Raw genomic sequence first — 24841 nt, 5'->3', positions numbered from 1 at the left:
TTAATGCAGCGGAATGCCGCATTAATTGTCTGAAGGTGGTTTCCAGTATGTGCAGGGTGTAATAAAAATGAATCGTCGCTGCTTGAGAATTCTTGGGGTCAGAGGGGTTCCCGCTGCTCATGGCGGATTTGAAACCTTCGCCGAATATCTGGCGCTCTTTCTCGTCGACCGTGGATGGCGCGTGGTGGTGTATTGCCAAGAGGATGGCTCCGGCCCGGTATTCAAGGATACGTGGCGTGGTGTCGAGAGGGTGCGTATTCCGGTTGCCCAGAGTGGCCCCAAGGGCACGATTGTGTTCGATTGGAAGGCAACGGCCCATGCGGCGCAGTATGGCGATCTATGTTTGACGCTGGGGTACAACACTGCGGTCTTCGGCGCGGTGTTGCGGGTGAAGGGGATTCGAAATGTGATCAACATGGACGGAATCGAGTGGTCGCGCGCCAAGTGGGGCAAGGTTGCCAAGACATGGTTCTGGTTGAACGATTGGGCGGGTTGCTGGCTGGGGGACCACCTGATCGCAGATCATCCGCAGATCAAGGCGCATCTCGCCACGCGTGTGGCAGCGGACAAGATCACGACGATTGCGTATGGTGCGGAGGAAGTTTCTGCGGCGCCGGTGGAGCCGGTCTTTGCACTTGGCCTTACGCCGGGGCGGTTCCTCACGGTGATTGCGCGGCCGGAGCCGGAGAACTCGCTTCTGGAGATTGTGCGGGGCTTTTCTGCGCGTCCGCGCGGGGTGGATCTCGTGGTGTTGGGTAATTACGACGCGGCGGGCAATGCCTACCATCGGGCGGTGCGCGAGGCGGCGAGCGAGGAAGTGAAGTTTGTTGGGGCGATTTACGAGAAACCCGTTGTGCGTGCCTTGCGCTTCCATAGTCTCGCTTACGTTCATGGTCACCAGGTTGGGGGAACGAACCCGTCGCTTGTTGAGGCGCTGGGCGCAGGTAACGCGGTGATTGCGCACGACAACCGTTTCAACCGCTGGGTGGCCGGGGAAGGTGCAGCTTATTTCGCTGGGGCGGACGAATTTGGCGAGCGCCTTGACGCGTTGTTGGGCGCCGAGGAGCGGCTTGGCGCGATGCGGGCGGCGAGTCGTGCTCGTTTCGCGGAAGCGTTCACCTGGGATCGTATTCTTGGGGAATACGAGCGCTTGCTGGAGGGGTGGCTGGATACGGCGCCCTTGGCAGGGCGCCTTGCGGAAGAGGCGCGCTCGCTGCGATAGACGGCGGGCGTCCCGTGCGTGGATTGGCGGGACGCGCAGCGCGTCTCCCGCCCTGCGGGGGGCTTGGGCTCGTTGGCCGCGAAGGTTTGGCCAGCCGGGCGATGCAATGCGATAATCCCGCCCTTATGTCCGCGGCTTTTGCTGCCTGACCCTTCTTCTGGGATTTCACGGAACTAGACGATGCTCGAATCAGTTCGCAATAACAAACGCGTGGCGCAGATCATCCTTGCGCTGCTGATCGTCCCCTTCGCTTTCTTCGGGCTGGATTCGTATTTCCAGGATGGCCCGGGCGGGACCGATGTCGCTACGGTCGGCAAGTCGAAGATTTCGAGCGCCGAGTTCGATCAGGCGCTGCGCGAGCAGCAGGACCGGCTGCGCGAGTCGATGGGGGGCGAGGTGGATCGGGCGTTGCTCGATTCGGAGCCGATCCGTCGTTCGGTCGTGGAAAACCTCGTGAACCAGCGTCTGCTGGCGCTGCACGCGGCGGAAAACCGGCTCATCGTGGCGCCGCAGCAGTTGCAGCAGGTGATCGCAGGCGTCGATGCGTTCCAGCAGGACGGGCGCTTCTCGATCGAGCGTTACGAGGCAGCGGTGCGGGCTCAGGGCATGACGCCGGCGATGTTCGAATCGCGGCTCGCGCAGGACTTGCGGATGCAGCAGGTGGCGCAGGCCGTCGGCGATTCGGCCTTCACTTCGCGCGAATCGATCAGGCGCTTCCTGATGGCACAGCTCGAGGAGCGTAAGGTCAGCGAACTCCAGTTCCCCGTCAGCAGCTTCGCCGCCGAGGTGAAGCTCGCCGATGACGCTGCCCGGCAATACTACGATGCGAACGGGTCGCGCTTCGAGCGGCCTGCGCGGTTGCGGGCCGAGTATGTCGTCTTCAACCAGGATGCGGTGCTCGGCCAAGTCAGCGTGTCGGACGAAGCGGCGCGCAAGTTTTATGAGGCGAACGCGGAGCGTTTCAGCCAGCCGGAAGAACGCAGTGCGCGCCATATTCTGATTTCGGCGGCTGCAGACGCTTCTGCCGATGAAGTGGCGAAGGCGAAGGAAAAGGCTGACGGGATCCTGAAGCAGTTGCGTGCGGATCCGAAGCGCTTTGCCGAGATTGCCAAGGCGGAGTCGCAGGATCCGGGGTCCGCGTCGCGTGGCGGCGACCTCGGTTTCTTCGGGCGCGGGGCAATGGTGAAGCCGTTCGAGGATGCAGTCTACGGCCTCGGCAAGGGCCAGATCAGCGAGGTGGTGCGCTCGGATTTCGGTTTCCACATCATTGAGGTCACTGACATCAAGGCGGCACACGCGCGCCCGTTCGACGAGGTGAAGGGCGAGATCGTCGAAGAGCTCAAGCGTCAGGAGGCGAGCAAGAAGTTCGCCGAGCAGGCGGAAGTGTTTTCGAACACCGTGTATGAGCAGTCGGACAGCCTGAAGCCGGTCGCGGATGCGCTGAAGCTGGAGATTCGGACCACGGACTGGATCGAACGTGTCGGCGGTGCAGTCGGCGACTACACGAACGAGAAGTTGCTAAACAGCCTGTTCGCGGACGAGGCTGTAACCAAGGGGCGTAACGTCGAGGCCGTCGAGGTGTCGCGCGGTACGCTGGTGTCGGCCCGCGTTGTCGAGCACCAGCCGGCTCAACGGACGCCGTTCGAGCAGGTCAAGGACGCGATCGAACAGCAGCTGAAGACGGAGCAGGCGACGAAGCTTGCAGCAGAGCGCGGCGAAGCTGCGCTTGCCGCGTTGCAGAAGGGGGAGTCGGTGGCGGGTGAATGGAGCGCCGTGCGCACCGTTCAACGGGCCAAGCCCGAGCTGCCTCAGGCGGCGATTTCGGCGGTATTCGGCGCGCCGAGCACGAAGTTGCCGGCCTATGCGGGGGCGCCGACGCAAGGCGGCGGATATTCGGTCTTCCGTATCGAAAGCGTGAATCGTATCGATATCGCGAAGGACGATCCTCGCCTGAAGGCGCTGGAAGGTCAGTACCGGCGTCTGGTCGCCGAACGCGATTTCAACGCCTTCCTCGAGTCCCTGCGCGGGCGTTATGAGGTGCAGATCAATACGGCTGCGGTGCGGCCGCAGCAGCAGTAAGCAGTAAGCGGGTCGAGCGAGGGCACGCTGTTGCGCGCCCATTGATGCACGTACAAAAAAAGAACGCCCGATGCGCAAGCATCGGGCGTTCTTTTTTGACTGACGGCCGCGCGTTGCGCGGTCCGTCACGAGGGATTAGCTCAGGGCTGTTCCGAGTTGCCGAGCGCGGTCGTGTTGAAACCGCCATCGACATACATGATCTCGCCGGTCATGCCGCTTGCAAGGTCGGAACAGAGGAAGGCTGCGGCGTTGCCTACTTCCTCGATGGTGACGTTGCGGCGCAGCGGGGCGTTGTGCTCGTTGAACGACAACAGCTTGCTGAAGCTGCCGATGCCGGACGCGGCCAGCGTCTTGATCGGGCCAGCCGAGATCGCGTTCACACGGGTGCCTTCCGGGCCGAGGCAGACGGCGAGATAGCGCACTGCGCTCTCGAGGCTCGCCTTGGCCAGGCCCATGATGTTGTAGTTGGGCATGGTGCGCACCGCTCCGAGGTAGGACATCGTCAGCAGCGCGCCGCGGCGACCCTTCATCATCGGACGTGCGGCCTTGGCGAGCAGCGGGAAGCTGCCGGCGCTGATTTCCTGGGAAATGCGGAACGCTTCGCGCGAGAAGCCCTCAAGGAAGTCGCCTTCCAGGGCGTCGCCAGGCGCAAAGGCGATTGAATGGACTAGGCCGTCGAGGCCATCCCATTTCTGCGCCAGTTGATCGAACAGCGCCGTGATTTCCTCGTCGTTCTGAACGTCGCACGGGAAGATGAGGTCCGAACCGAACTCGGCAGCCATCTTGGCTACACGGTCCTGAAAGCGTTCGTTCTGGTACGTGAAGGCGAGTTCAGCGCCTTCACGGTGCATGGCTTTGGCGATGCCGTACGAAATCGAGCGATTGCTGAGCAGTCCGGTGATCAGAATGCGTTTTCCGGCGAGAAAGCCCATTTTCGGTAATGCTCCTTCTTGATGGTCGGCGGATTATAGCTGATGGGCGCCGATGGTCGACGTGCGCAATTTCGATCGCATCGCTTTGTGGCACGAAGCGCGCTGGCTTGCAGGTAGAATCGCTCGCCATGTTGCGCCGTTTCCCGCTCCTGCTGGTGTTTTTCGCCTTGCTCGCTGCTTGCGGGCCGGTGTGGAACGACCCCTATCCGGCGTCGGAGCAGGGACGCAATATCATGTACTCGGCATTCACGGACCGTCCCAAGCACCTCGATCCGGTGCAGTCGTACAGTGAAGATGAGGCGACCTTCCTGTATCAGATCTATGAGCCGCCGCTCCAGTATCACTACCTGAAGCGGCCGTACACGCTGGTTCCGGGCAGCGCGGCGACCATGCCGCTCGTGCGGCGCTATGACGAGTCCGGGCGCGAGCTGCCGGAGAACGCCCCTGCGTCGCAGGTTGCCAGGAGCGTGTATGAGATCCGGATCCGGCCGGGCATCCTGTATCAGCCGCACCCGGCGCTTGCCCGCGGGGCCGACGGCGCTCTGCGCTATGCGAGCCTGTCCGCGACCGACCTGGAGGGCGTGCGTAGCGTCGCCGACTTTGCCGAGACCGGCACGCGCGAGCTGGAGGCGGGCGATTTCGTCCATCAGATCAAGCGGCTCGCACATCCGCGCCTGCACTCGCCGATTTTCGAGCTGATCGCCGAGTATCTTCCGGGCCTCAAGACCTTGCAGAAGACGCTGGCCGAAGAGGTATCGCGAAGTTCGGATGCGCTCGATCTGGAACGTCACGCCATCCCCGGCATCGAGATCGTCGATCGCTACACCTACCGGATCACGCTGAAGGGCGCCTATCCGCAGTTTCTGTATTGGCTGTCGATGCCGTTTTTTGCGCCGGTCCCGCCCGAGGCGGATCGTTTCTACGGTCAGCCGGGCATGGCCGAGCGCAATCTGACGCTCGACTGGTGGCCCATCGGGACTGGGCCGTACATGTTGTCGGAGAACAATCCGAACGCGCGCATGGTGCTTGCGCGGAATCCGAACTTCCGCGGCGAGAGCTTCCCGTGCGAGGGCGAACCTGGCGATCGGGAAGCCGGCCTGCTCGCAGATTGCGGCAAGTCTATGCCTTTCATCGACAAGGTCGTGTTCACCCGCGAGCGGGAAGGCATTCCGTACTGGAACAAGTTCCTGCAGGGCTATTACGACGCTTCCGGGGTTTCGTCGGACAACTTCGATCAGGCGGTGACGATGACGAGCCACGGCGAGGTGTCGCTGTCGGACGAGATGCGCGCGCAAGGGATCGAGTTGCTGACGTCGGTGTCGCCTTCGATCTTCTACCTCGGTTTCAACATGCTCGACAGCGTGGTCGGAGGGGGCGCCGATAAGGAGGGACAGGCGCGGGCGCGCAAGTTGCGCCAGGCGATCTCCGTCGCGCTGGACATGGACGAGTTCGTGTCGATCTTCCTGAATGGGCGCGGCGTGACGGCGATGCATCCGATTCCTCCGGGAATTTTCGGCGCACGCGACGGTGAGGCGGGCATCAATCCGGTGGTATACGAATGGCGTGACGGGCGCGCGGTGCGGCGCAGCAAGGAGGTGGCGCGCCGCCTGCTGACCGAGGCGGGCTATCCCGACGGGCGCGATGCGAAGACCGGGGAGCCGCTGATCCTGAATCTGGACACGACGCCGGGCGGCCTGGGCGACAAGTCGCGCTCCGACTGGCTGGCCAAGCAGTTCCGCGAACTCGGTGTCCAGTTCGTGGTGCGCGCGACCGACTATAACCGCTTCCAGGACAAGATCCGCGAGGGCAACGCGCAGCTGTTCTTCTTCGGCTGGAACGCCGACTATCCGGATCCGGAGAACATGCTCTTCCTGTTGCACGGTGCGCAGGCAAAGGTGAAGGAGTCGGGCCAGAACGCGGCCAACTATGTGAATTCCGAGTACGACCGTTTGTTCGAGAGGATGAAGAGCATGCCGGACGGTGCCGAGCGGCAGGTGGTCATCGATCGCATGGTTGCGATTCTGCAGCACGATGCGCCGTGGATTTTCGGCTTCCACCCGAAGGCGTACTCGCTGCAGCACGGCTGGGTGATGAATCGCAAGACGGGGAGCATGGTGCGCAATACGCTGAAGTACCAGCGCATCGACCTCGAGCGGCGCTCGGCCGCACGTGCGGAATGGAATCGGCCGGTGGTGTGGCCCTTGGTGGTGGTCGGCCTGCTCGCGCTTGCCGCGATCGCGCCGGCCTTCGTCCATTACCGACGGCGCGAACGTGCGACGGCATTGGGAGGCGGCCGCTGATGTTCGCTTACGTGCTGCGCCGGCTGCTGTACGCGCTGCCTATCCTGATCGGCGTCAATCTCGTCACCTTCGGGTTGTTCTTCGTCGTCAATTCCCCCGACGACATGGCGCGCATGCAGCTCGGCGTGAAGCGCGTGACGCCGGAGGCCATCGAACGCTGGAAAGCCGAGCGGGGATACGATCGGCCGCTGTTCTTCAATGGCGCGGTGCACGGGAGTGCTCAGGTCATGGACACGATCTTCTTTCAGAAGTCGCTGAAGATGTTCAGCTTCGACTTCGGACGCGCGGACGACGGACGAGACATCGCGCAGGAGATCCGCGACCGCATGGGGCCCTCGCTCGCACTGGCCTTGCCGACCTTCGTGCTGGGCCTGGTCGCGTCGGTCTCGCTGGCGCTGATCCTGGTGTTCTTCCGCGCGAGCTATCTGGATTTCTGGGGCGTCGTGCTGTGTGTGGCGATGATGTCGATCTCGAGCCTTTTTTACATCATCGGCGGACAGTGGCTCGTTTCCAAACTGTGGGCACTGGTGCCGATCTCGGGTTACGCCCCGGGTCTCGACGCCACGCGCTTCCTGGTGCTGCCGGTGGCGATCAGCGTGATCGCCGGGGTGGGGTCGAATGCGCGCTGGTACCGGACGATCTTCCTCGAGGAGATCTCGCGCGACTACGTGCGGACGGCGCGGGCGAAGGGCTTGTCGGAGCGCGTAGTACTGTTCCGGCATGTGCTGAAGAACGCGATGATCCCGATCCTTACCGGCGTCGTCGTGGTGATACCGCTGCTGTTCATGGGCAGCCTGCTGGTGGAGTCGTTTTTCGGCATCCCGGGGCTGGGCAGCTACACCATCGACGCGATCAACGCGCAGGATTTCGCCGTGGTCCGGGCGATGGTGTTCATCGGTTCGATGCTATACATCGTGGGCCTGATCCTGACCGACATTTCCTATACGCTGGTCGATCCGCGCGTGAGGCTGGAGTAGGCGATGGGATTCCTGCCTGTTCTGCTGTGGACCGATGCGCTGTTCTTCCTGCTGCTCGGGATAGGGGTCGTCACGATCGTCCATGTTCGCAGGGAGGCGCCGCTGCGTGCCGCGTGGCGCAGGGTCGGGAGTCGGCCGAGCGGCATGGCTGCTGCGGTGATACTGCTCGCCTTCCTGGCGATCGGGCTCGTCGACAGCCTCCATTTCCGGCAGCAGCTGCCGACGACCGAGGGCGCGCCTGCGAATGCGCCGGTCGCCTATTCGTCGGAGGTTCTGAGCGCCCTGGACGTGCTGCTCGCCCCCTTGCGCACGCGCGTCGAGAAGACCTATTCGGCGCCGTTCGCGACCGAGCTGTATGCGCGCGAGACGGTTGAGCTGCCGGGAGGCGGGCAGGCGCGAATCTACCCGCGACTGGCGTGGGGCGGGGCCCATCTCGGTGAGGACACCGCAAAGCGCGATGCGGATCTCGCAAAACGGCTCGCAACCGGCGTTGCAGGTGCGTTGGAGCTCTGGATCACGGTGGTGGCGATCCTTATCGTGACTCTTGCCCGCCGGCGCGGAAACGGGATGCGCGAAGCTGCACGTGCCGTGTGGCGAGGCGAAACGGTATTGGCGTGGCGATCGGCACTGGTGACGCTCGGCTGCGTCCTGGTCGTGTCGATTCTCGCGATCAAGCTTGCGCCGTATTACCACGTCTTCGGCACCGACAAGGTCGGGCAGGATGTGCTGTACCTGTCGCTCAAGAGCGTACGCACCGCACTGATCATCGGGACGCTGACGACCCTCGTGATGCTGCCGTTCGCGGTCGCACTGGGCATCATGGCGGGGTATCTCGGCGGTTGGGTCGACGATGTGATCCAGTACGTCTATACGGTGCTCAATGCCATTCCCGGCGTGCTGCTGATCGCCGCGGCGGTGCTGATGATGCAGGTGGTGATCGACACCCACCCGCAATGGTTTTCGACTGCCGCCGAGCGTGCCGACGCACGCCTACTGGCCTTGTGCCTGATCCTCGGCATCACGAGCTGGACGGGCTTGTGCCGGCTGCTGCGCGGCGAGACGCTGAAGCTGCGCGAGCTCGAATACGTCCAGGCGGCCCGGGCCTTCGGGGTCGGCACGCCCGCCATCCTGCGACGCCACGTGCTGCCCAACGTGATGCACATCGTGCTGATCGCCCTGGTGATGGATTTTTCCGGTCTCGTGCTGGCCGAAGCGGTTCTTTCCTATGTCGGGATCGGCGTGGATCCGACCACGATAAGCTTCGGTACGATGATCAACATGGCGCGCGCGGAGCTCGCCCGCGAACCCATGGTGTGGTGGTCGCTGATGGCCGCCTTCGCCTTCATGTTCGTGCTCGTGCTGTCGGCTAACCTGTTCGCCGACGTCGTGCGCGATGCCTTCGACCCCCGCGGGTCCTGAACGCGGGGGACAGCGCCCGCGAACCAAAGCGCCGTGACGGCCGTCTCAGATGGGCAGCCCCAACCCCAATCATCACCGCACAATGAAAAAACTCGTTTTCGACAATCGCTTCGTGCGCGAACTGCCGGGCGATCCCGAAGAGTCGCTACATGTCCGTCAGGTGCATGGCGCCTGCTATTCGCGCGTGATGCCGACGCCGGTCACCGCCCCGCGCCTGGTTGCGTGGTCACCCGAGGTTGCGCGGCTGGTCGGATTCGACGAGGCAGACATTCGCTCACCGGAGTTTGCCCAGGTCTTCGCCGGGAACGCCCTCCTTCCCGGAATGGAGCCCTACGCCGCATGCTACGGCGGCCACCAGTTCGGCAACTGGGCGGGGCAGCTGGGTGACGGGCGTGCGATCACGCTCGGAGAAACCGTCAATCCGGACGGGGAGCGATGGGAGCTCCAGCTGAAGGGAGCCGGGCCGACGCCATACTCGCGCCGCGCGGACGGACGTGCGGTGCTGCGTTCATCGATCCGCGAGTTCCTGTGCAGCGAGGCGATGCACCACCTGGGCATCCCCACCACGCGTGCCCTGAGCATCGTTGCCACGGGCGAGGCCGTGATCCGTGACATGTTCTACGACGGACGTCCACAGGCGGAGCCGGGAGCGGTCGTCTGCCGCGTTGCCCCCTCGTTCATCCGCTTCGGGAATTTCGAGATATTTACCGCACGCGGCGATCAGGACGTGCTGCAACAATTGATCGACTTCACGATTGCACGCGATTTTCCCGAGATCACGGGCAACACGGCGGCGCGCCGGGTGGCATGGTTCCACTCGGTGTGCGAGCGCACTGCGCGGCTCGTCGCCCACTGGATGCGAGTGGGGTTCGTGCATGGCGTGATGAACACCGATAACATGTCGATCCTCGGGCTGACGATCGACTACGGGCCCTACGGGTGGATCGACAATTTCGACCCGGCATGGACACCGAACACCACCGATGCGCAGGGGCGCCGATACCGCTTCGGCAACCAGCCCCACGTCGCGCAATGGAACCTGCTCCAGCTGGCAAACGCGCTGTATCCCGCCTTCGGTGCCGTCGAGCCGCTGCAGGACGCCCTGTCACGCTACGCGACCGTGTACGAAACGGAAAGCCGTCGCATGTTGGCCGCGAAGCTGGGCTTCGAGGCGCTGCGTGACGAGGACGACGAGCTCGTCGAAACCCTGCACGAGCTCATGACTGCGGCAGAAGTCGACATGACGATACTGTTCCGCGAACTTGCCCGCATCGATCCGGAGGCGCCGACGATGGAACCGCTGGTTGAAGCCTTCTATTCGGATGACAAGCGCCGCGAACACGAGGCGGCGTTCGCAGCGTGGCTGGGGCGCTACACCGCGCGGCTGCGCGCCGAGGGATTGCCCGCCGAGTTGCGGCAGGCACGCATGAACGCGGTCAACCCGCGCTTCGTGCTGCGCAACTACCTGGCACAGGAAGCGATCGACGCGGCGGAGCAGGGCGACGATTCCCTCGTGTCCGAGTTGCTCGACGTGATGCGCCGCCCCTACGACGAACAGCCCGGTCGCGAGCGTTTCGCGGCGCGCCGCCCGGACTGGGCGCGCAACCGCGCGGGCTGCTCGATGCTTTCCTGCAGCTCGTAGGCCGTTGGCCGTCGCGTCAGACTTTGACCTTCATCAGGCGCGCCTTGTCGCGCTCCCAGTCGCGCTGCTTGGCGTCCTCGCGCTTGTCGTACTGCTTCTTGCCCTTCGCCAGGCCGATGAGCGCCTTGATGCGGCCCTTGGTGTAGTGCAGGTCGAGCGGCACGAGCGCGTAGCCCGCGCGTTCGACCTTGCCGATGAGCTTGGAGATCTCGTTGCCGTGGAGAAGCAGCTTGCGCGTGCGCACCGGGTCCGGTTTGATGTGCGATGACGCAGCGGGGAGCGCCGTGATGTGCATGCCGAGGATGAAGATCTCCCCGTTGCGGATGATCACGTAGGCTTCCTTGATGTTCGCGCGGCCTGCCCGGATCGCCTTGACTTCCCAGCCTTCGAGCACGAGCCCGGCCTCGTACTTCTCTTCGATGAAGTAGTCATGATAGGCCTTGCGATTGTCGATGATGCTCATGGGGTTCCGGGATCCTGTGCCGCGCGGTCGCTTCTCGGGAAGCGGCCGTTGGCGGTGCGTTGCGGTAGAATCGCGCATTTTAGCAGTTCGGCTAAGCGCCGGTCCCACACGCACATGGCAGAAGTCAGAAAGCAGGTTCTGATCGAGTTCACTCCCGCGCAGATGTTCGAGCTCGTCGACCGCTGCGAAGACTATCCGCAATTCCTCCCGTGGTGCGGAGGCGCGGAGGTGCAGGAACGCACCGACAGCAGGACGGTTGCGACGCTGCACATCAGCTATCACGGCATCAAGGCGAATTTCACGACCGAGAACGCGAAGGAATATCCACGGGAGATGAAGATCGGGCTGCGCGAAGGCCCGTTCACGCATCTGGACGGCCTGTGGCGCTTCACCGCCCTCGGCGATACCGCGTGCAAGGTCGAATTCAACCTGCACTACCAGTTTTCCAGCAAGCTGCTCGAGAAGGTGCTCGGCCCGGTGTTCAGCCACATCGCGAACACCTTCGTGGAATCGTTCATCAAGCGCGCGCAGCAGGTGCACCCGAAGGGATGACAATGGCCGCATTCATCGACGTCGAAGTTTCCTACGCACTGCCTTCCAAGCAGGAGCTGATCAAGGTCCGCGTCGCCGAAGGGGCGACGGTGCGCGATGCGATCGAAGCGTCCGGAATCCTCGTGAAGCACCCCGACATCGAGCTCGACGGCCGCAACAAGGTCGGCGTGTTCGCCAAACTCACGCGCCTGGATACGGCGCTGCGCGACCGCGATCGGGTGGAAATCTACCGGCCGCTCATCGCGGATCCGAAAGCGGTGCGAAAGAAGCGCGCCGAGGAAGGCAAGGTAATGAAAAAGGGTGGCGGCCCGGCCGAGGAGTAAGGGCCATGGGCGCCTCCCGGACGCATCCGGGCGCGGCGCTTACTTGCAGTTCTCGTCGATGTAGCGCTGCGAACGCTCGATCTCGGCCGTGCGTGCCGTATCGTCCATCAGCTCGCGCTGGCCTTCGCTGTTGAAGCGCGAGACGCGGCGGCTGTTCTTCAGTCCGGCGATCTGGCTGCGCGCCTGGTCGCAGTAGCGCGCGACTTCCGCAGCCCTCTGGCGATCCTTTTCCGCCTTCGCTTCGGCCTCGGCCGCGGCCACCTTGCGCTGACGGAACTCGGCTTCCTTTTCTGCCATGGTCTTGGGTTTGGACGGATCGGCCTTTTCCTTGGCCTGCTTGCCCGCTTCGCCCGCAGCGCCGTCCGCCGCCGGATTCTGCGACACCCCCTCGCCGGATTCATCCGGCACGGACTCATCGGCCGCAGCCGCTTTGGGGCGGCTGCTCGGCTTGACCGTCTTCGCCGCGCCGGTCGGGGGTGGCGTATCCGAATAGTTGATGCGCCCCTGCGCGTCGCGCCACTGATACACCTGTGCGGTAGCGGGCAGAGCGAGGGTCAGGCTCAGTGCGAGCAGGCTAAGACGACGCATCGAAAGGGCTCCATTGAAAAGCGCCGCTTACCATGAGTGCGCGGCGTCTGTATAATACGGATTTGGCCGAAAGGATAGAAGCCATGCGAGTGATTCAGAAGGCGCTGACGTTCGATGACGTCCTTCTCATCCCCGCCCACTCAACGGTTCTCCCCCGCGATGTCAGCCTGCGGGCACAGCTGACGCGCAACATCAACATCAATATTCCGCTGGTATCCGCCGCGATGGATACGGTGACCGAGTCCCGCCTGGCCATCGCGCTGGCACAGGAAGGCGGCATCGGCATCATCCACAAGAACCTCCCGGTCAAGCAGCAGGCCAGCATGGTCGCGAAGGTCAAGCGGTTCGAATCGGGCGTCCTCAAGGATCCGATCACGATTCCGCCGACGATGAGCGTGCGCGATGTCGTCGCACTGACGCGTCAGCACAAGTTCTCCGGCCTCCCTGTCGTCGAGGGCAAGCGCGTGGTCGGCATCGTCACCAACCGCGACGTGCGCTTCGAGACGAATCTCGATCAGCCTGTTTCGGCGATCATGACGCCGTCCGATCGCCTGGTCACGGTGAAGGAAGGCGACAGCCTCGAGGACGCCCGCCGCCTGATGCACAAGCACCGCCTGGAGCGTGTGCTGGTGCTGAACGACGCCGGCGAACTGCGTGGTCTGATCACCGTGAAGGACATGATGAAGTCCACCGAACACCCGCTGGCCGCCAAGGACGACCTCGGTCGACTGCGTGTCGGTGCAGCGCTCGGCGTCGGTGCCGGTACGGAAGAACGTGCCGAGGCGCTGGTCGAGGCGGGTGTGGACGTCGTCGTCGTCGATACGGCACACGGTCACTCGCAAGGCGTGCTGGACCGCGTGAGCTGGGTAAAGAAGAATTTCCCGCATGTCGAGGTGATCGGCGGCAACATCGCCACCGGTGCGGCGGCTCGCGCGCTGGCCGATGCCGGCGCCGACGCGGTCAAGGTCGGCATCGGACCGGGCTCGATCTGCACGACGCGTATCGTCGCGGGCGTGGGCGTGCCGCAGGTGACGGCCATCGACAATGTGGCGACGGCCCTCGCAGGCACCGGAATCCCGCTGATCGCGGACGGCGGCATCCGTTTCTCGGGCGACATCTCCAAGGCGATCGCCGCAGGCGCGAACGTCGTGATGCTGGGCGGCCTCTTCGCCGGCACCGAGGAAGCTCCCGGCGAAACAGTGCTGTATCAGGGCCGTTCGTACAAGTCCTACCGCGGCATGGGCTCGCTCGGCGCGATGCAGCAGGGCGCAGCGGACCGCTACTTCCAGGAATCCGACGGCAATGCCGACAAGCTCGTGCCCGAGGGCATCGAGGGCCGTGTCCCCTACAAGGGAGCCGTCACGGCGGTGATCCATCAGCTGGTGGGCGGCCTGCGCGCGTCGATGGGCTACCTTGGCTGCGCCACGATCGAAGAGATGCACCGCAAGGCCGAGTTCGTGGAGATCACCTCGGCGGGCGTGCGCGAATCGCATGTTCATGACGTGCAGATCACGAAGGAAGCGCCCAACTACCACGTGGATTGATCCGATCCCGACCCCGAAGGCGGCCCATCCGGGCCGCCTTTCCTTTTTTCGTAGCCCGAGACCGTTGCCATGGCTCACCAGAAAATCCTCATCCTCGATTTCGGTTCCCAGGTCACCCAGCTCATCGCCCGTCGCGTGCGCGAGCAGCAGGTGTATTGCGAACTCCATCCCTTCGACGTTTCCGATGATTTCGTGCGCGAGTTCGCACCGGCCGGCGTCATTCTCTCGGGCGGACCGAACTCGGTGTATGAGGCGCTGGAGTGGAAGGCGCCGCAAGCCGTGTTCGAACTCGGCGTGCCCGTGCTGGGGATCTGTTACGGCATGCAGACCATGGCTCAGCAGCTCGGCGGCAAGGTCGAGAGTTCCGGCAAGCGCGAATTCGGCTACGCCGAGATCCGAGCACGCGGCCATTCCGAGCTGTTCCGCGGCATTCAGGACAGTACCAACGACGAAGGGCACGGGCTCCTGGACGTATGGATGAGCCATGGGGACAAGGTCACCGAACTGCCGCCGGGCTTCAAGGTGATCGCCAGCACCGAGTCCTGCCCGGTCGCAGCGATGGCCGACGAAACGCGCAAGTTCTACGCGGTGCAGTTCCACCCCGAGGTCACGCACACGATCAAGGGCAAGGAGATGATCGCCCGCTTCGTGCACGAGATCTGCGGCTGCGGTCACGACTGGAACATGCCGGACTACGTCAACGAGGCGATCGAAAGGGTGCGCGCCCAGGTGGGCAACGAGGAGGTCATCCTCGGCCTGTCGGGCGGCGTCGATTCGTCCGTCGTCGCCGCGCTGCTGCATCGCGCGATCGGAGATCAGCTTACCTGCGTGTTCGTGGACAACGGCCTGCTGCGCCTGAACGAAGCAGAGCAGGTCATGCAGACTTTCGCCCGCAGCCTCGGCGTGAAAGTCATCCACGTCGATGCGACGGAGCAGTTCATGGGGCATCTCAAGGGCGTCTCCGATCCGGAAGCCAAGCGCAAGATCATCGGTCGCGAGTTCGTCGAGGTCTTCCAGGCCGAGGCGAAGAAGCTGCCCAACGCGAAATGGCTGGCACAGGGCACGATCTATCCCGACGTGATCGAGTCTGCCGGCTCCAAGACGGGCAAGGCACACACCATCAAGAGCCACCACAACGTCGGTGGGCTGCCCGAGACGCTCAAGCTGAAGCTGCTCGAGCCGCTGCGCGAACTGTTCAAGGACGAGGTGCGCGAACTCGGAATCGCCTTGGGGTTGCCGCACGACATGGTATATCGCCATCCTTTCCCCGGCCCGGGGCTCGGCGTGCGCATCCTGGGCGAGGTGAAAAAGGAGTTCGCCGACCTGCTGCGCCGCGCCGATGCGATCTTCATCGACGAGCTGCGTGCGGCCGACTGGTACGACAAGACCAGCCAGGCGTTCGCGGTCTTCCTGCCGGTGAAGAGCGTCGGCGTGATGGGCGATGGCCGGACCTACGAGTACGTGGTTGCGCTGCGCGCCGTGGAGACGCAGGATTTCATGACGGCGCACTGGGCGGAGCTGCCGCACAGCCTGCTCGGCAAGGTGTCGAACCGCATCATCAACGAAGTGCGGGGCATCAACCGCGTGGTCTACGACATCTCGGGGAAGCCGCCGGCAACGATCGAGTGGGAATAAATTATCTTCGTGTCAGGTCGTCCCATGTCGTCCGGTTTTCCGGAGAAAAGCAAGCCCTGACAATTGGTTAGCGTCTCATCTGGTCTCAACTCGCCTCACTAAAGCGCGCCCAAATTGGCGGTATTGGTGACGGTATCGAAGTGCCGGCCTTGAACGACCAAAGTTGATACCGTCAAATGCCCTGACGGTATCAGTTGACGGTATCGGTTCGGGGGATGAGATGCTCACTGACTTGAAGTTGAAGGCGCTGAAGCCCACGGGAAAGATCTACAAGGTTGCTGATCAGCAGGGGCTCTACGTCGCTGTCACGCGGACAGGAGTGGTCAGTTTCCGGTTTGATTACCGGGTGAATGGTCGCCGTGAAACCCTGGTGATAGGCCAGTACGATCCGAATCTCGGGGCCAAGAAGCCGCGTGATCTGGTGGAGCTGGACTACGGGATGTCCTTGAGCCTGGCGGAGGCGCGACTACTGCTGGCGCGGGCGCACCGATCTGTGGAACAAGGCGAGAGCCCTTCGCGTACCAAGGTTGAAAAACGAGTCGAGGCTGCGGACGCGTTAACGTTTGGCAAGTGGGCGGAAAAGTACTTCGCTGAAGCTGACTTGGCTGAGTCCACCCGGTCTATGCGAAAGTCGGTCTATGACCGCAACTTGGCGGAGGAGTTTGGCCGGCTGAAGTTGGAAGAAATCACGCCGGTGCGCCTTATGGCGAGGTGCGAGAAAATCAAGGAACGGGGGGCCGCAGCACCAGCGGTTCAAGCACGCGAAATCGTGCAGCAGGTTTTTCGATTCATCCAGGCGCGCGGACTGAAGATCGAAAACCCAGCGGAGGCGATTCGACCCAGCGCCATCGCCACGTTCAAAGCTCGAGACAGGGCCCTGTCACCGGCCGAGATCCATACATTTTTCAATGCGCTCGACCAGACTGCGACCATGTCCACACTGCGTCTGGCGGTCAAGTTCATGCTGCTCACGCTGGTGCGCAAGTCGGAATTCATCGAGGCGACATGGGATGAGGTGAACTTCGAGACAGCGATATGGACGATCCCGAAGGAGCGCATGAAGGCGGGACGCCCTCACAACGTGTATCTCAGCCAGCAGGCGTTGGATATCCTGGTCGCCTTCAAGACCTGTTTCAGTGCCAGTTCGTATCTGCATCCCGGACGTTACGAGACGGAGCTGCCGATCAGCGCGGCTACGTTGAACCGGGTCATCGATGTCACCGTGAAGTTGATCCGTGACCGCGGTGAAGACTTCGAGCCCTTCACCGTGCATGACTTGCGTCGCACGGCCAGTACATTGCTCCATGAGGCCGGCTTCAACAGCGATTGGATCGAGAAGTGCCTAGCTCATGAGCAGCGCGGCGTGCGTGCGATCTACAACAAGGCCGAGTACGCCGAACAGCGAAGAGAGTTGCTTCAAACCTGGGCCGATATGCTGGATGGTTGGATCAAGAATGGCGCCAATGTGGTGCCCATTCGACGAGGCGTCGGCATCGCTTAACGATGCGTGTGTCAAGCTGGCGCCTTGACCGTCTGCCGCTGGGGTAACGCCTACCTATGGCCATGAAAGCGTCGGTTCGCTGCTTGGCGCGCAGCATCTGTAGCAAGGCGCGCCGGATCAGGCCCAAGGCCGGCAGGGAGGCGACTACTTGCGGTTGTCCGAAATATATCTACAATTTTCGGACATTGCTTCTTGCCGGTTGTCCGAAAAAGTTGTACAAATATCGGACAGGGTGCCCTATGTCCGATCTCAAATCCGCCATCTCCTCGCAGATCAACGCCGCCGGTGCCGGCCATGTCTGGGTGCCGACCGACTTTGCACACCTCGGCAACCGTGATGCGATCGACAAGACGCTCCAGCGCATGGTGCTGGCGGGCGACCTGCGTCGTATCGACCGTGGGTTGTACGACAAACCCACTATCAACCGTCTGACCCAGCGTCCCACCACCCCGGACTATCGTGCAATCGTCGAGGCCATTGCTCGGCGCGACCAACTGCGTCTGTTGGTGGATGGCATGACGGCGGCGAACGATCTTGGCTTGACGGACGCCGTCCCGGCCCGCGTCACCATCCACACCGATGCACGCCGCCGGGCGATCAAACTCGACAAGCTGACCATCGACTTCAAGCAGACCGCACCCAGTCGTCTCTACTGGGCCGGTCGTCCTGCCATGCGGGTCGTCCAAGCACTGCACTGGCTGAAAGATACGTTGATCTCCGACCGCGACCGCATCCTGAGCCGACTGGGCCAACTGCTGGCCGATCCGACCCATGGCACGGCACTCCGCCAGGATCTGCTTGACGGGTTCAATACTTTGCCAGCGTGGATGCAAAGCCTGATCCGTGAGCTGCCCGGATGCGACCCGCTGGCCACCGTGGCCAAGAGTCCGCAACCGCGAAGCAGCGTGAAGCGATCGGCGAGTCCCGGTTCCTTCGGAAGCGCAGGGAGGGCCGGGTGACCCCATCCTTCCGTGAGGTGATCACCGCCGCCGACGCGGACCGGCTCGATCTGTTTCTGGGCGCTGCCGCCCGTCTCGGCACGGCGGTCCAGAACGTCGAAAAGGATTTCTGGGTTTGCTGGACCCTGGACGTATTGTTCAACGGCTTGGCGGCAGGCGGGCCTCGGCTGCTGTTCAAAGGGGGCACTTCCCTATCCAAGGCGTTCGGCCTGATCTCCCGCTTTTCCGAGGACGTTGACATCACGGTCTTCCGTGACGACTTGGGGCAAGCGGCGGACGTGGCGGAACTAGAAGCCTTGAGCGGAAAGAAACGTCGTGCGCGTCTCGAATCCATCCGCTCAGCTTGCCAGGCGTACATCGCCGGGCCTTTGACGGACCAATTTGCTCAGGTCGCCGCGGCCGTCATCCCGCAGGGGCGTTTCCGGTTGGAACTCGACCCAGACGACCAAGACGGCCAGAGCCTGCTGTTCTGGTATCCCGCCGTCACCCCCACGGCCGACAGCTACATCCGCTCAGCCGTCAAGATCGAATCCGGTGCGAAGTCGGCGCTGGACCCGCACATCGCAGCTTCGGTCGTACCGTACGTCGCACAAGATCTGCCCGAGTTGGATCTGGCGGTGGGTAACGTCACCACCGTGAAGCCAGAGCGCACTTTCTGGGACAAGGTCATCATCCTGCACGGCCTGCGGCAGTGGCACGACCGCCGCGGCGAACTGCGGCACGGCGGACAACGCGTCTCGCGCCACTACTACGATGTGCACCGCCTGATGCAGGCATCGGCATCGTCCAAGTGGCAGGCCGATCATGCGCTTGCCGCCGATTGCGCCCAGCACGCAAGGCTGTTCTTCGGCAGTGCCGACCTGGGGCTGGATGCTGCCCAACCCGGTACATTCACGCTCATGCCCAGTCCGGCGATGCGTGAAGCGCTCGCCAAAGACTACGCAGCGATGGCCGGCATGGTCTTCGGCGAAGTTCCACAGCTTGACGCGGTACTTGCCAGCGTCGAACGCTTCGAACAGATCGTCAATGGGACAGCGGTCGCCGCACCGCTCGTGCCGAAGGAATGAGCTTCGTGAACGACTACTTCAGCGACCGGGAAAATGGGCCGCGGGCGCGAACCGAGCAGGTGATTTCACCCCCCGTCTGGGCGGGCTTGGAAGCCCTTGGCGGTGGAAATGCGAATGGGGTAGTGTTCGTGGGCTTGAAGCCTGCACTGTCCGATGTAGGCTGAAAGCCAGGAGGCCGAAATGAGAAAACTCGTTGTCATCGGATTCGTTATAACCGGGGCGGCCATTGGCTTGTTGTCGTCGCTGGGCGAGACGTGGGCACTCAAAGTGTTCATGATGGGGCTTGGCGGCCTTGTCGGTGCAATCGCTGGGGCGGCCCTGTCCAGAATCGGTCAAGGTGGCCGCCCGACGCCTCGTCGGGACGACGCCCTCCGTGGGCTCGGTACCACCTCCGAAGACATCATGGACAACTACTGGCGCGACGAGGGCCATCCGCAATTCATGAAGCCGACATCCGCGGACAGCAAACAGTTCGGCGGAACTGGCGGAATGGCCGATTGATCACTCGTCCTTTCGAAGCAGATCTTTAACCACTTCCTTCGCATTGTCGATCGATGCTGCGCCATCATCGACTACCTGCTTGCCCGATTGCTTGAGCAGGGATTTCTTGGTGGCCAAGGTGCCATCTGCGGTATCGACGATCTCTGCCTTTCGGTCAAAGGTGGATCTGGCCGAAGCGGTTTCATTCCTGATGGCCTTGCCCTCAGTCTGTACGTCGTTTCGCAGCGAAGGCGGGCTCGTGTCCGAGTGAGCGCTCGGCGTGGGTCGGTTAGAGCGCGCAACTGTCGCGCGGTGCTGTTGATCCGAGGCCGAGAGATCGGGCGACAGGGTCGGGTCCGAGGCATGCCGGTCGTGCAGGACGCGCACGTCGTCGAACGAAGTGGGTAGAGCCGTGCCATCGGAAAACACCCGGTTTGGCCGGAGGCCTTGGCGAGCGAGTTCTGCCTCAAACATGGAGAGCGCCGAGGCGCTGTCGCCGCCATACTGCTCGGCGTAGCGCAGGAACATCTCCAGGTTGTGCGGGTCCTGGGCGATATCGATGGAAAGGGACTCTCCGCGGTCCCTGGCCAGCGAGAGACGCTCCGCAAAGGCCGTTCTTTCGGCGAAAGTGGCATCGGTCCGCTCGGCTCGAGACACGGCGCTGGCGAGCCGCGACGACATTTCCTGGGCCTCGCGGGAGTCCTTGGCGAAACTGTTGATGAGGCTCGAATCGCGCGACACCCGATCGCCAAACTGCTTGAACTCCGCAATCTGCTCTTGTGTGAGGCTGTTGACCACCTTCTGCTGGGCAGCCGATAGACCCGACATGTAGTTCTTCCCGGCGCGGGCCTGAAGTTCCGCGCCCGCTACGGGGGTATTGAACCCCAGGTGGCCAGCAGCACCGAAGGCGATCTGCGCCACTTGGCTCTGGGTCAAGCCCGTGCTGTCCGCCACGTTTTTCGAGATCTGATCCAGCCGGTTGAGTGTTTCGCCCATCTGCTCGAAGCTGCTTGAGACCGTGCCGCTGCTGCTGCGTAGGGATCGCAGTTTTGCCAGGCCTTGTGTAAAAGTCTCGGTGAGCGCCGCCGATCGCTCGGTATTTGCGGAGATTGCCTCGCCGCGCGCGGCATCGGCTTGCCGACTGGCCTGCACCACGTCCTGCTCGGACACACGCATCGAGACCATCCGCGACGCAAAGCCTTGGTTGCGCAGCAGGCTGACGGCGGTTCGCCCGGTCAGCACATTCGACGAGAAGGTGTTCCCGCTCAGGTCGTTTTGCCAGCTGTGCATGAAGGCCGAGGTGCGGTTGGGCGCCAGGTGTATCTGGTCCATCCCCACGTTCCCCATGGAGACGTTGCCGACGGTCGCGGCCGAGGTGCCCCCCGAGATCATCGCCTGCAGGCCCGACAGGCCGCCGACCAGCGCCGTCCCAAAATTCTCCATGCGCTTCAAGGCCGCCCAGGCGATGAAGGGGATACTTATCGCCATGTAGCCGACGACGGCTTCGCCCGAGATCGCACGCGAATAGATCGTCGAGGCGGTCTGTAGGGCCAGCGCCTTGGTGCCGGTCCCGAGGTCCGCCGCGGCCGCCAGATCGTAGGCGGCGTAGATCGAGGCCATGTAGTTGAGGATGGCGTAGAGCGGTGGCCACAACTGGATCCAGATCAGCACTGCCGCGTAGCCCTTGAAGGCGATCATGGTCTCGCGGCCGCTGGTGAGCAGGAGGAGCAGGACGAAGAACGGAAACATCGCGTAGGTCACCGCCTCGACCACGTTGCGGAACACCGGCAGGGCCTGCTCGGCCACCTTGCCGAAGTTGAGCCAGGTCGCGTTCTGCTGGGCCACGGCTTGGGCGCGGCCGACCGCCAGCACCATGGCCGCCGGGTCGTTCACCTTCTGGCCGACAATCTTGCTGGTGTCGTCGATCGCATTGAGCATGGCGTTCTGCCGGATGAGATCGGCGGCCGTGGCGGCGGCGGTAGCGATGCTGTTCTTGAGATAGGCCTGCTGGATCTGGCCGGCGATGGCCGCCGCCGCGGCCGCGCCCGGCAAGGTCGGGTTGAGCTTGAAGGCGAGTCGCCCCTCGATACGAGTGATCTGGGCCGGCAGTCGCCCGTTGAGGCTCTGATAGACGTTGGGGCAGGTATCGACGCCGACACTGCCGCCCGCGCTGGTGAGAGTGCTGAAGCGCGCAGGGTTGGGCGAGGCCATCAGCGGCCAGACATCGTCCGACGTGGAGAATGCGGCCGGATTGAGGGTGCCGTCGATGAGGTCGAAGGTCGTGCAGTTGTGGATGAAGTTGATGAGGTCGGTGCGGAACGCCGGGTCCTGGAACACCACGTTGCCGGTCTCGCGGATCAGGCGGTTACCGAACATCAGTCCGTTCTGCTGGTAGGCGAGTTCGGCCGGAAGCGCGCCGATGCCGGGAATGACCTGGAACGCCGTCTCGAAGAGCCCGGTCAGCGTGTGGCCGATGGTGCTCGTGAGGCTACCCAGCAAGGCCACGCCGAAGGGCACGTTGTCGACCACCTTAACGGCGGAGCCGCCCGTCTTGTCCACGATGCCGACGGTGACCTTGGGCACGATCAGCACCGAGAAGACCAGCACTACGGTGGCCAGCCACTTCCAGCCCTGCAATTTTTCGGGGGCGAAGGCGTAGGCGATGAGCGCCGCGACGAAGCCGCAGAAGGCCACGGCCGCCACCGCCGCCGCGTAGTCGCCCGACGCGTGGATGGCCGCTGCCGCGTTGAAGACGCCGAACAGGCTGTCGGCATTCTGGTAGGCGTAGATCTCCCACATGGCCGTCCTTCTCCTCGCGCGATCCCGTCGGCGCTACTGCGACAGATAGGCGGCCTGCTGGCCGAGCATGTCCATGACGTGCTGCGGCATGCTGGAACGCAGCTGGCGTTCGAGCTGTTCCAGGTGGCTGGCCACCGCCCGGAAGGAACCCACCTTCTGGTACAGCAGGTTCTTCTCCTGCGAGATTTGCAGGAGCATCGCCTGGGCGCGCTGGCGGACCTGGTTGGCCTGCTCGCGTTGCGTCTGCTGCAGCGTGTAGTTCTTGTCCAGGGCGGCCATGCCCAGCCGCAGGTTGCGTTCGAGGAAGACGTAGGCGTAGTCGGCGGCGATGACGTCGCGGTACTGGGCGATGAGGCTGTCGGACAGCCCCGACCCCGGGATGCTGGTGCCGATGGACAGCATCTTGTAGACCGGTTCGGTGGTCTGGTTCACGAAGCCGACCTCGGCCGAGTTGTTGGGGATGGCGGTGCGCGAGGCGATCTTCTCCGCGATGGAGCGCATCATGTTCTCGACCTTGGCCGTGAAGGGCGTGTGGGTGTAGGTGGTGTTCAGGCTGACCACGTCGCAGTTGGTATAGTCGTTGCACTTCAGGATGTGCTGGATGACATCCGTGCCGCTCGCTGCGCTCTGGCCGTAGAGCAACTGGCTGATCGACGTGAGCGTCGGCGCGATCGGCTCGGGGTCACGGGACGATTCCTCCGGGTAGTAGATGATCGTGCCGACCATGCTCATGATCAGCTCGCGCTCCTGATCGTCGAGATTGGAACCGGTGTACTGCAGCGCCTTCCACGTGAGGTTGCCGACGAAGGGGGCCTTGTTCTTCACGTTCGGATCGTTGGAGGCCCGCGCCGAGGACAGGATGCTGGGCCGGTCGGTGGCGCAGCGCCGGCGCGCCGCATCGCGGTCGCTCTCCAGACCCATCTCGATGGCGAGGTCGGCGCAGGTTTCCTGCGAGCTGTAGCCGAGCGACTCGGCGGCGGTGCTGACGATGGCCTTGGCGGTTTCGCACGAGTTGATGCGGGCATTGTTGATCCAGGTCTCCAGGCCCTTGGCCCATTTGGTGAGGCCACCCAGCAGCGGCGAGACCGCTTCGAGCGCCAACTGGAAGGCAATGCCGGGCAGGGCGGCGGTGATGTTCCTCAGCATGTTCTTGAATTCCTCGGCCGAGATGTGGCTGAAGCTGCCGCCGAAGACGTCGATGCCGCCGCAGCCCGCCTTGGCGCTGGGGAACTGGATGGCCGCGAGCTGATAAACCTTGTTGGGCGAACGCATCATCAGGTTGCCGCCGGTATAGGTGTTGAAGGTCTGGCCGCGGAAGGCGCCGGGCGCGGTGTAATTGCCGATGGCGCCGAGGTTGTTGAACATGTCGTTGACCTCCGCGTTGAGGTCGCCGGCGTGCAGGGGGGCGGATGTGGCGAGCAGCAGGGCGGCCAGCGCGAACGCGGCCGTCCGGCGCGTGAGGTAGGGGACCGTCGGGCGTGGCAGGGTCGGCATGTTGGTGGACTCCTATCGAAGGTCGATCTGCCGCGTCGCGCTGGGCAGCATCGCCTCGCCCTGCGGAGTCGAGACGATGGCGAGACGCTCCAGCAACTGGGATTCGGAGAGCACGCCGAAGCCGATGGGCGTGATCCTTCCGGTGAAGGGTTGGGCCAGGAAGACGGCGGGCACCTGGGTGACCTTCAGGGTAGTGGCGATGCCGTTGTCCGGGCGCGCCTCGGGGAAGCCCGGCATCGAACCGCCGTCCATGCCGACGGCAACGACCTGGATGCCATGGCGCGCCTGAAAGGCGGCCAGAATCGGCGCGAAGGCATGGCAGTAGGGGCAGTCCGAGCGATAGAAAAAGAACAGCACATGGTCCTTGCCCAGGTCCGCGATCGCGCGCGAACGCCCGGCCTGCCGGGTCTGCTCGAACACCTCCAGCGCCTTGGCGTTGACCGGCCGGCCCTGCAGGGTCGGATCGAGCTCGGGCGTCGCCCAGACCACCCGCTGGGCGACGTCGGCGAAATAGGAGGCACGCGCGACAACCTGGGACTCGAGTTCCATGTAGCGCCGCACGTTTGCCTCGGTCGGCCGCATGATGGCGATGTTGCGGGTGTCCTCCAGGGTTTTCTGCAGACGTTCGAACTCGACCAGTTCCGCGGCTCTCGAGGCCGGGGCCGAGGACACGGCCTGCTCCGACAACGTCGGGCGTTCATGTTCGGCGGCCGGTGGATCCTCATAGAAATGCCAGCCGCGCCAACTGTCAGACCAGTAGCGCGCAGCGGTATCCTGGGCCGACGCCACGCCGGCACCCAGCAGCAAGGCCAGCGCCAGCGGCAAGCGGACGGACGTGCGAAACGCGGAACGTTTCATGCCGGAC

General features: G+C 63.6%; 21 protein-coding genes. 15 read left to right on the top strand and 6 right to left on the bottom strand.

Annotation, left to right across the window (positions count from 1 at the left end):
- Nucleotides 1–25: 25 nt before the first annotated feature.
- Both U5817_RS13690 and U5817_RS13685 read left to right on the top strand, forming a co-directional pair.
- Complete coding sequence (locus tag U5817_RS13690) at nucleotides 26–1222, top strand: DUF1972 domain-containing protein (RefSeq protein ID WP_407277701.1); 1197 nt, start codon at nucleotides 26–28, stop codon at nucleotides 1220–1222.
- A 180-nt stretch (nucleotides 1223–1402) separates the two neighbouring features.
- Nucleotides 1403–3301, top strand: coding sequence for a SurA N-terminal domain-containing protein (locus tag U5817_RS13685; RefSeq protein ID WP_407277700.1), 1899 nt, complete (start codon nucleotides 1403–1405; stop codon nucleotides 3299–3301).
- Nucleotides 3302–3441: 140 nt separating this feature from the next.
- Here U5817_RS13685 and fabI read toward each other — a convergent pair whose 3' ends face one another.
- Nucleotides 3442–4233 (bottom strand): enoyl-ACP reductase FabI, encoded by a 792-nt coding sequence (gene fabI / locus U5817_RS13680; protein ID WP_169127521.1) that lies wholly within the window; start codon nucleotides 4231–4233, stop codon nucleotides 3442–3444.
- Nucleotides 4234–4361: 128 nt separating this feature from the next.
- Here fabI and U5817_RS13675 point away from each other — a divergent pair, with 128 nt between their 5' ends.
- From U5817_RS13675 to U5817_RS13660, 4 genes are all read left to right on the top strand, one after another.
- A complete protein-coding gene (locus U5817_RS13675) occupies nucleotides 4362–6533 on the top strand; it encodes an ABC transporter substrate-binding protein (protein WP_407281070.1) in 2172 nt (723 codons plus the stop codon).
- Complete coding sequence (locus U5817_RS13670) at nucleotides 6533–7510, top strand: ABC transporter permease (protein WP_407277699.1); 978 nt, start codon at nucleotides 6533–6535, stop codon at nucleotides 7508–7510. Before U5817_RS13675 ends, U5817_RS13670 begins: the two co-directional genes overlap by 1 nt.
- Nucleotides 7511–7513: 3 nt before the next feature.
- Nucleotides 7514–8929 (top strand): ABC transporter permease, encoded by a 1416-nt coding sequence (locus tag U5817_RS13665; protein WP_407277698.1) that lies wholly within the window; start codon nucleotides 7514–7516, stop codon nucleotides 8927–8929.
- 82 nt (nucleotides 8930–9011) lie between these two features.
- The gene (locus tag U5817_RS13660) at nucleotides 9012–10571 is read left to right on the top strand and encodes a protein adenylyltransferase SelO (protein ID WP_407277697.1); all 1560 of its coding nucleotides are present in this window, start codon (nucleotides 9012–9014) and stop codon (nucleotides 10569–10571) included.
- Nucleotides 10572–10587: 16 nt separating this feature from the next.
- On the opposite strand, the gene smpB is transcribed toward U5817_RS13660, so the two are convergent.
- The gene (gene smpB / locus U5817_RS13655) at nucleotides 10588–11034 is read right to left on the bottom strand and encodes an SsrA-binding protein SmpB (RefSeq protein ID WP_169127511.1); all 447 of its coding nucleotides are present in this window, start codon (nucleotides 11032–11034) and stop codon (nucleotides 10588–10590) included.
- A 114-nt stretch (nucleotides 11035–11148) separates the two neighbouring features.
- Between smpB and U5817_RS13650 the strand changes: the two genes are divergently transcribed.
- Together U5817_RS13650 and U5817_RS13645 are read left to right on the top strand one after the other, a co-directional pair.
- A complete protein-coding gene (locus U5817_RS13650) occupies nucleotides 11149–11586 on the top strand; it encodes a type II toxin-antitoxin system RatA family toxin (RefSeq protein ID WP_169127502.1) in 438 nt (145 codons plus the stop codon).
- 2 nt (nucleotides 11587–11588) lie between these two features.
- Nucleotides 11589–11909: an RnfH family protein gene (locus U5817_RS13645; RefSeq protein ID WP_169127500.1), complete on the top strand. Its 321-nt coding sequence runs from the start codon at nucleotides 11589–11591 to the stop codon at nucleotides 11907–11909.
- A 39-nt stretch (nucleotides 11910–11948) separates the two neighbouring features.
- Here U5817_RS13645 and U5817_RS13640 read toward each other — a convergent pair whose 3' ends face one another.
- Entirely contained in the window at nucleotides 11949–12497 is a 549-nt protein-coding gene (locus tag U5817_RS13640; RefSeq protein WP_407277696.1) for a DUF4124 domain-containing protein, read from the bottom strand.
- Nucleotides 12498–12580: 83 nt separating this feature from the next.
- Here U5817_RS13640 and guaB point away from each other — a divergent pair, with 83 nt between their 5' ends.
- From guaB to U5817_RS13605, 7 genes are all read left to right on the top strand, one after another.
- Nucleotides 12581–14041 (top strand): IMP dehydrogenase, encoded by a 1461-nt coding sequence (gene guaB / locus U5817_RS13635; RefSeq protein ID WP_169127496.1) that lies wholly within the window; start codon nucleotides 12581–12583, stop codon nucleotides 14039–14041.
- A gap of 69 nt (nucleotides 14042–14110) precedes the next feature.
- Nucleotides 14111–15676: a glutamine-hydrolyzing GMP synthase gene (gene guaA, locus U5817_RS13630; RefSeq protein WP_169127494.1), complete on the top strand. Its 1566-nt coding sequence runs from the start codon at nucleotides 14111–14113 to the stop codon at nucleotides 15674–15676.
- 220 nt (nucleotides 15677–15896) lie between these two features.
- Nucleotides 15897–17177: a tyrosine-type recombinase/integrase gene (locus U5817_RS13625; RefSeq protein WP_407277695.1), complete on the top strand. Its 1281-nt coding sequence runs from the start codon at nucleotides 15897–15899 to the stop codon at nucleotides 17175–17177.
- Between the two features lie 239 nt (nucleotides 17178–17416).
- Nucleotides 17417–18136, top strand: coding sequence for a DUF6088 family protein (locus U5817_RS13620; protein ID WP_407277694.1), 720 nt, complete (start codon nucleotides 17417–17419; stop codon nucleotides 18134–18136).
- The gene (locus tag U5817_RS13615) at nucleotides 18133–19203 is read left to right on the top strand and encodes a nucleotidyl transferase AbiEii/AbiGii toxin family protein (protein ID WP_407277693.1); all 1071 of its coding nucleotides are present in this window, start codon (nucleotides 18133–18135) and stop codon (nucleotides 19201–19203) included. The genes U5817_RS13620 and U5817_RS13615 overlap by 4 nt, the downstream gene beginning before the upstream one ends.
- 5 nt (nucleotides 19204–19208) lie before the next feature.
- Nucleotides 19209–19367: a hypothetical protein gene (locus tag U5817_RS13610; protein ID WP_407277692.1), complete on the top strand. Its 159-nt coding sequence runs from the start codon at nucleotides 19209–19211 to the stop codon at nucleotides 19365–19367.
- 16 nt (nucleotides 19368–19383) lie between these two features.
- Nucleotides 19384–19704, top strand: a complete 321-nt coding sequence (locus U5817_RS13605; RefSeq protein WP_407277691.1) for a hypothetical protein — start codon at nucleotides 19384–19386, stop codon at nucleotides 19702–19704.
- Here the strand turns inward: U5817_RS13605 and U5817_RS13600 are convergent, their stop codons facing one another.
- From U5817_RS13600 to traF, 3 genes are read right to left on the bottom strand one after another with little or no spacing between them, the layout of a single operon-like run.
- Nucleotides 19705–22482, bottom strand: coding sequence for a conjugal transfer protein TraG N-terminal domain-containing protein (locus U5817_RS13600; protein WP_407277690.1), 2778 nt, complete (start codon nucleotides 22480–22482; stop codon nucleotides 19705–19707).
- A gap of 33 nt (nucleotides 22483–22515) precedes the next feature.
- On the bottom strand, nucleotides 22516–23976 hold the full coding sequence (locus tag U5817_RS13595; protein ID WP_407277689.1) for a conjugal transfer protein TraH: 1461 nt from the start codon (nucleotides 23974–23976) through the stop codon (nucleotides 22516–22518).
- 12 nt (nucleotides 23977–23988) lie between these two features.
- On the bottom strand, nucleotides 23989–24834 hold the full coding sequence (gene traF, locus U5817_RS13590) for a conjugal transfer protein TraF (protein WP_407277688.1): 846 nt from the start codon (nucleotides 24832–24834) through the stop codon (nucleotides 23989–23991).
- Between the last annotated feature and the right edge of the window lie 7 nt (nucleotides 24835–24841).

Source organism: Aromatoleum evansii (genome assembly GCF_045689615.1).
In the GTDB taxonomy this organism is placed as follows: domain Bacteria; phylum Pseudomonadota; class Gammaproteobacteria; order Burkholderiales; family Rhodocyclaceae; genus Aromatoleum; species Aromatoleum evansii.
Note: the sequence above shows the minus strand (reverse complement) of the source record. Positions and strands in the feature narration are given on the sequence as shown.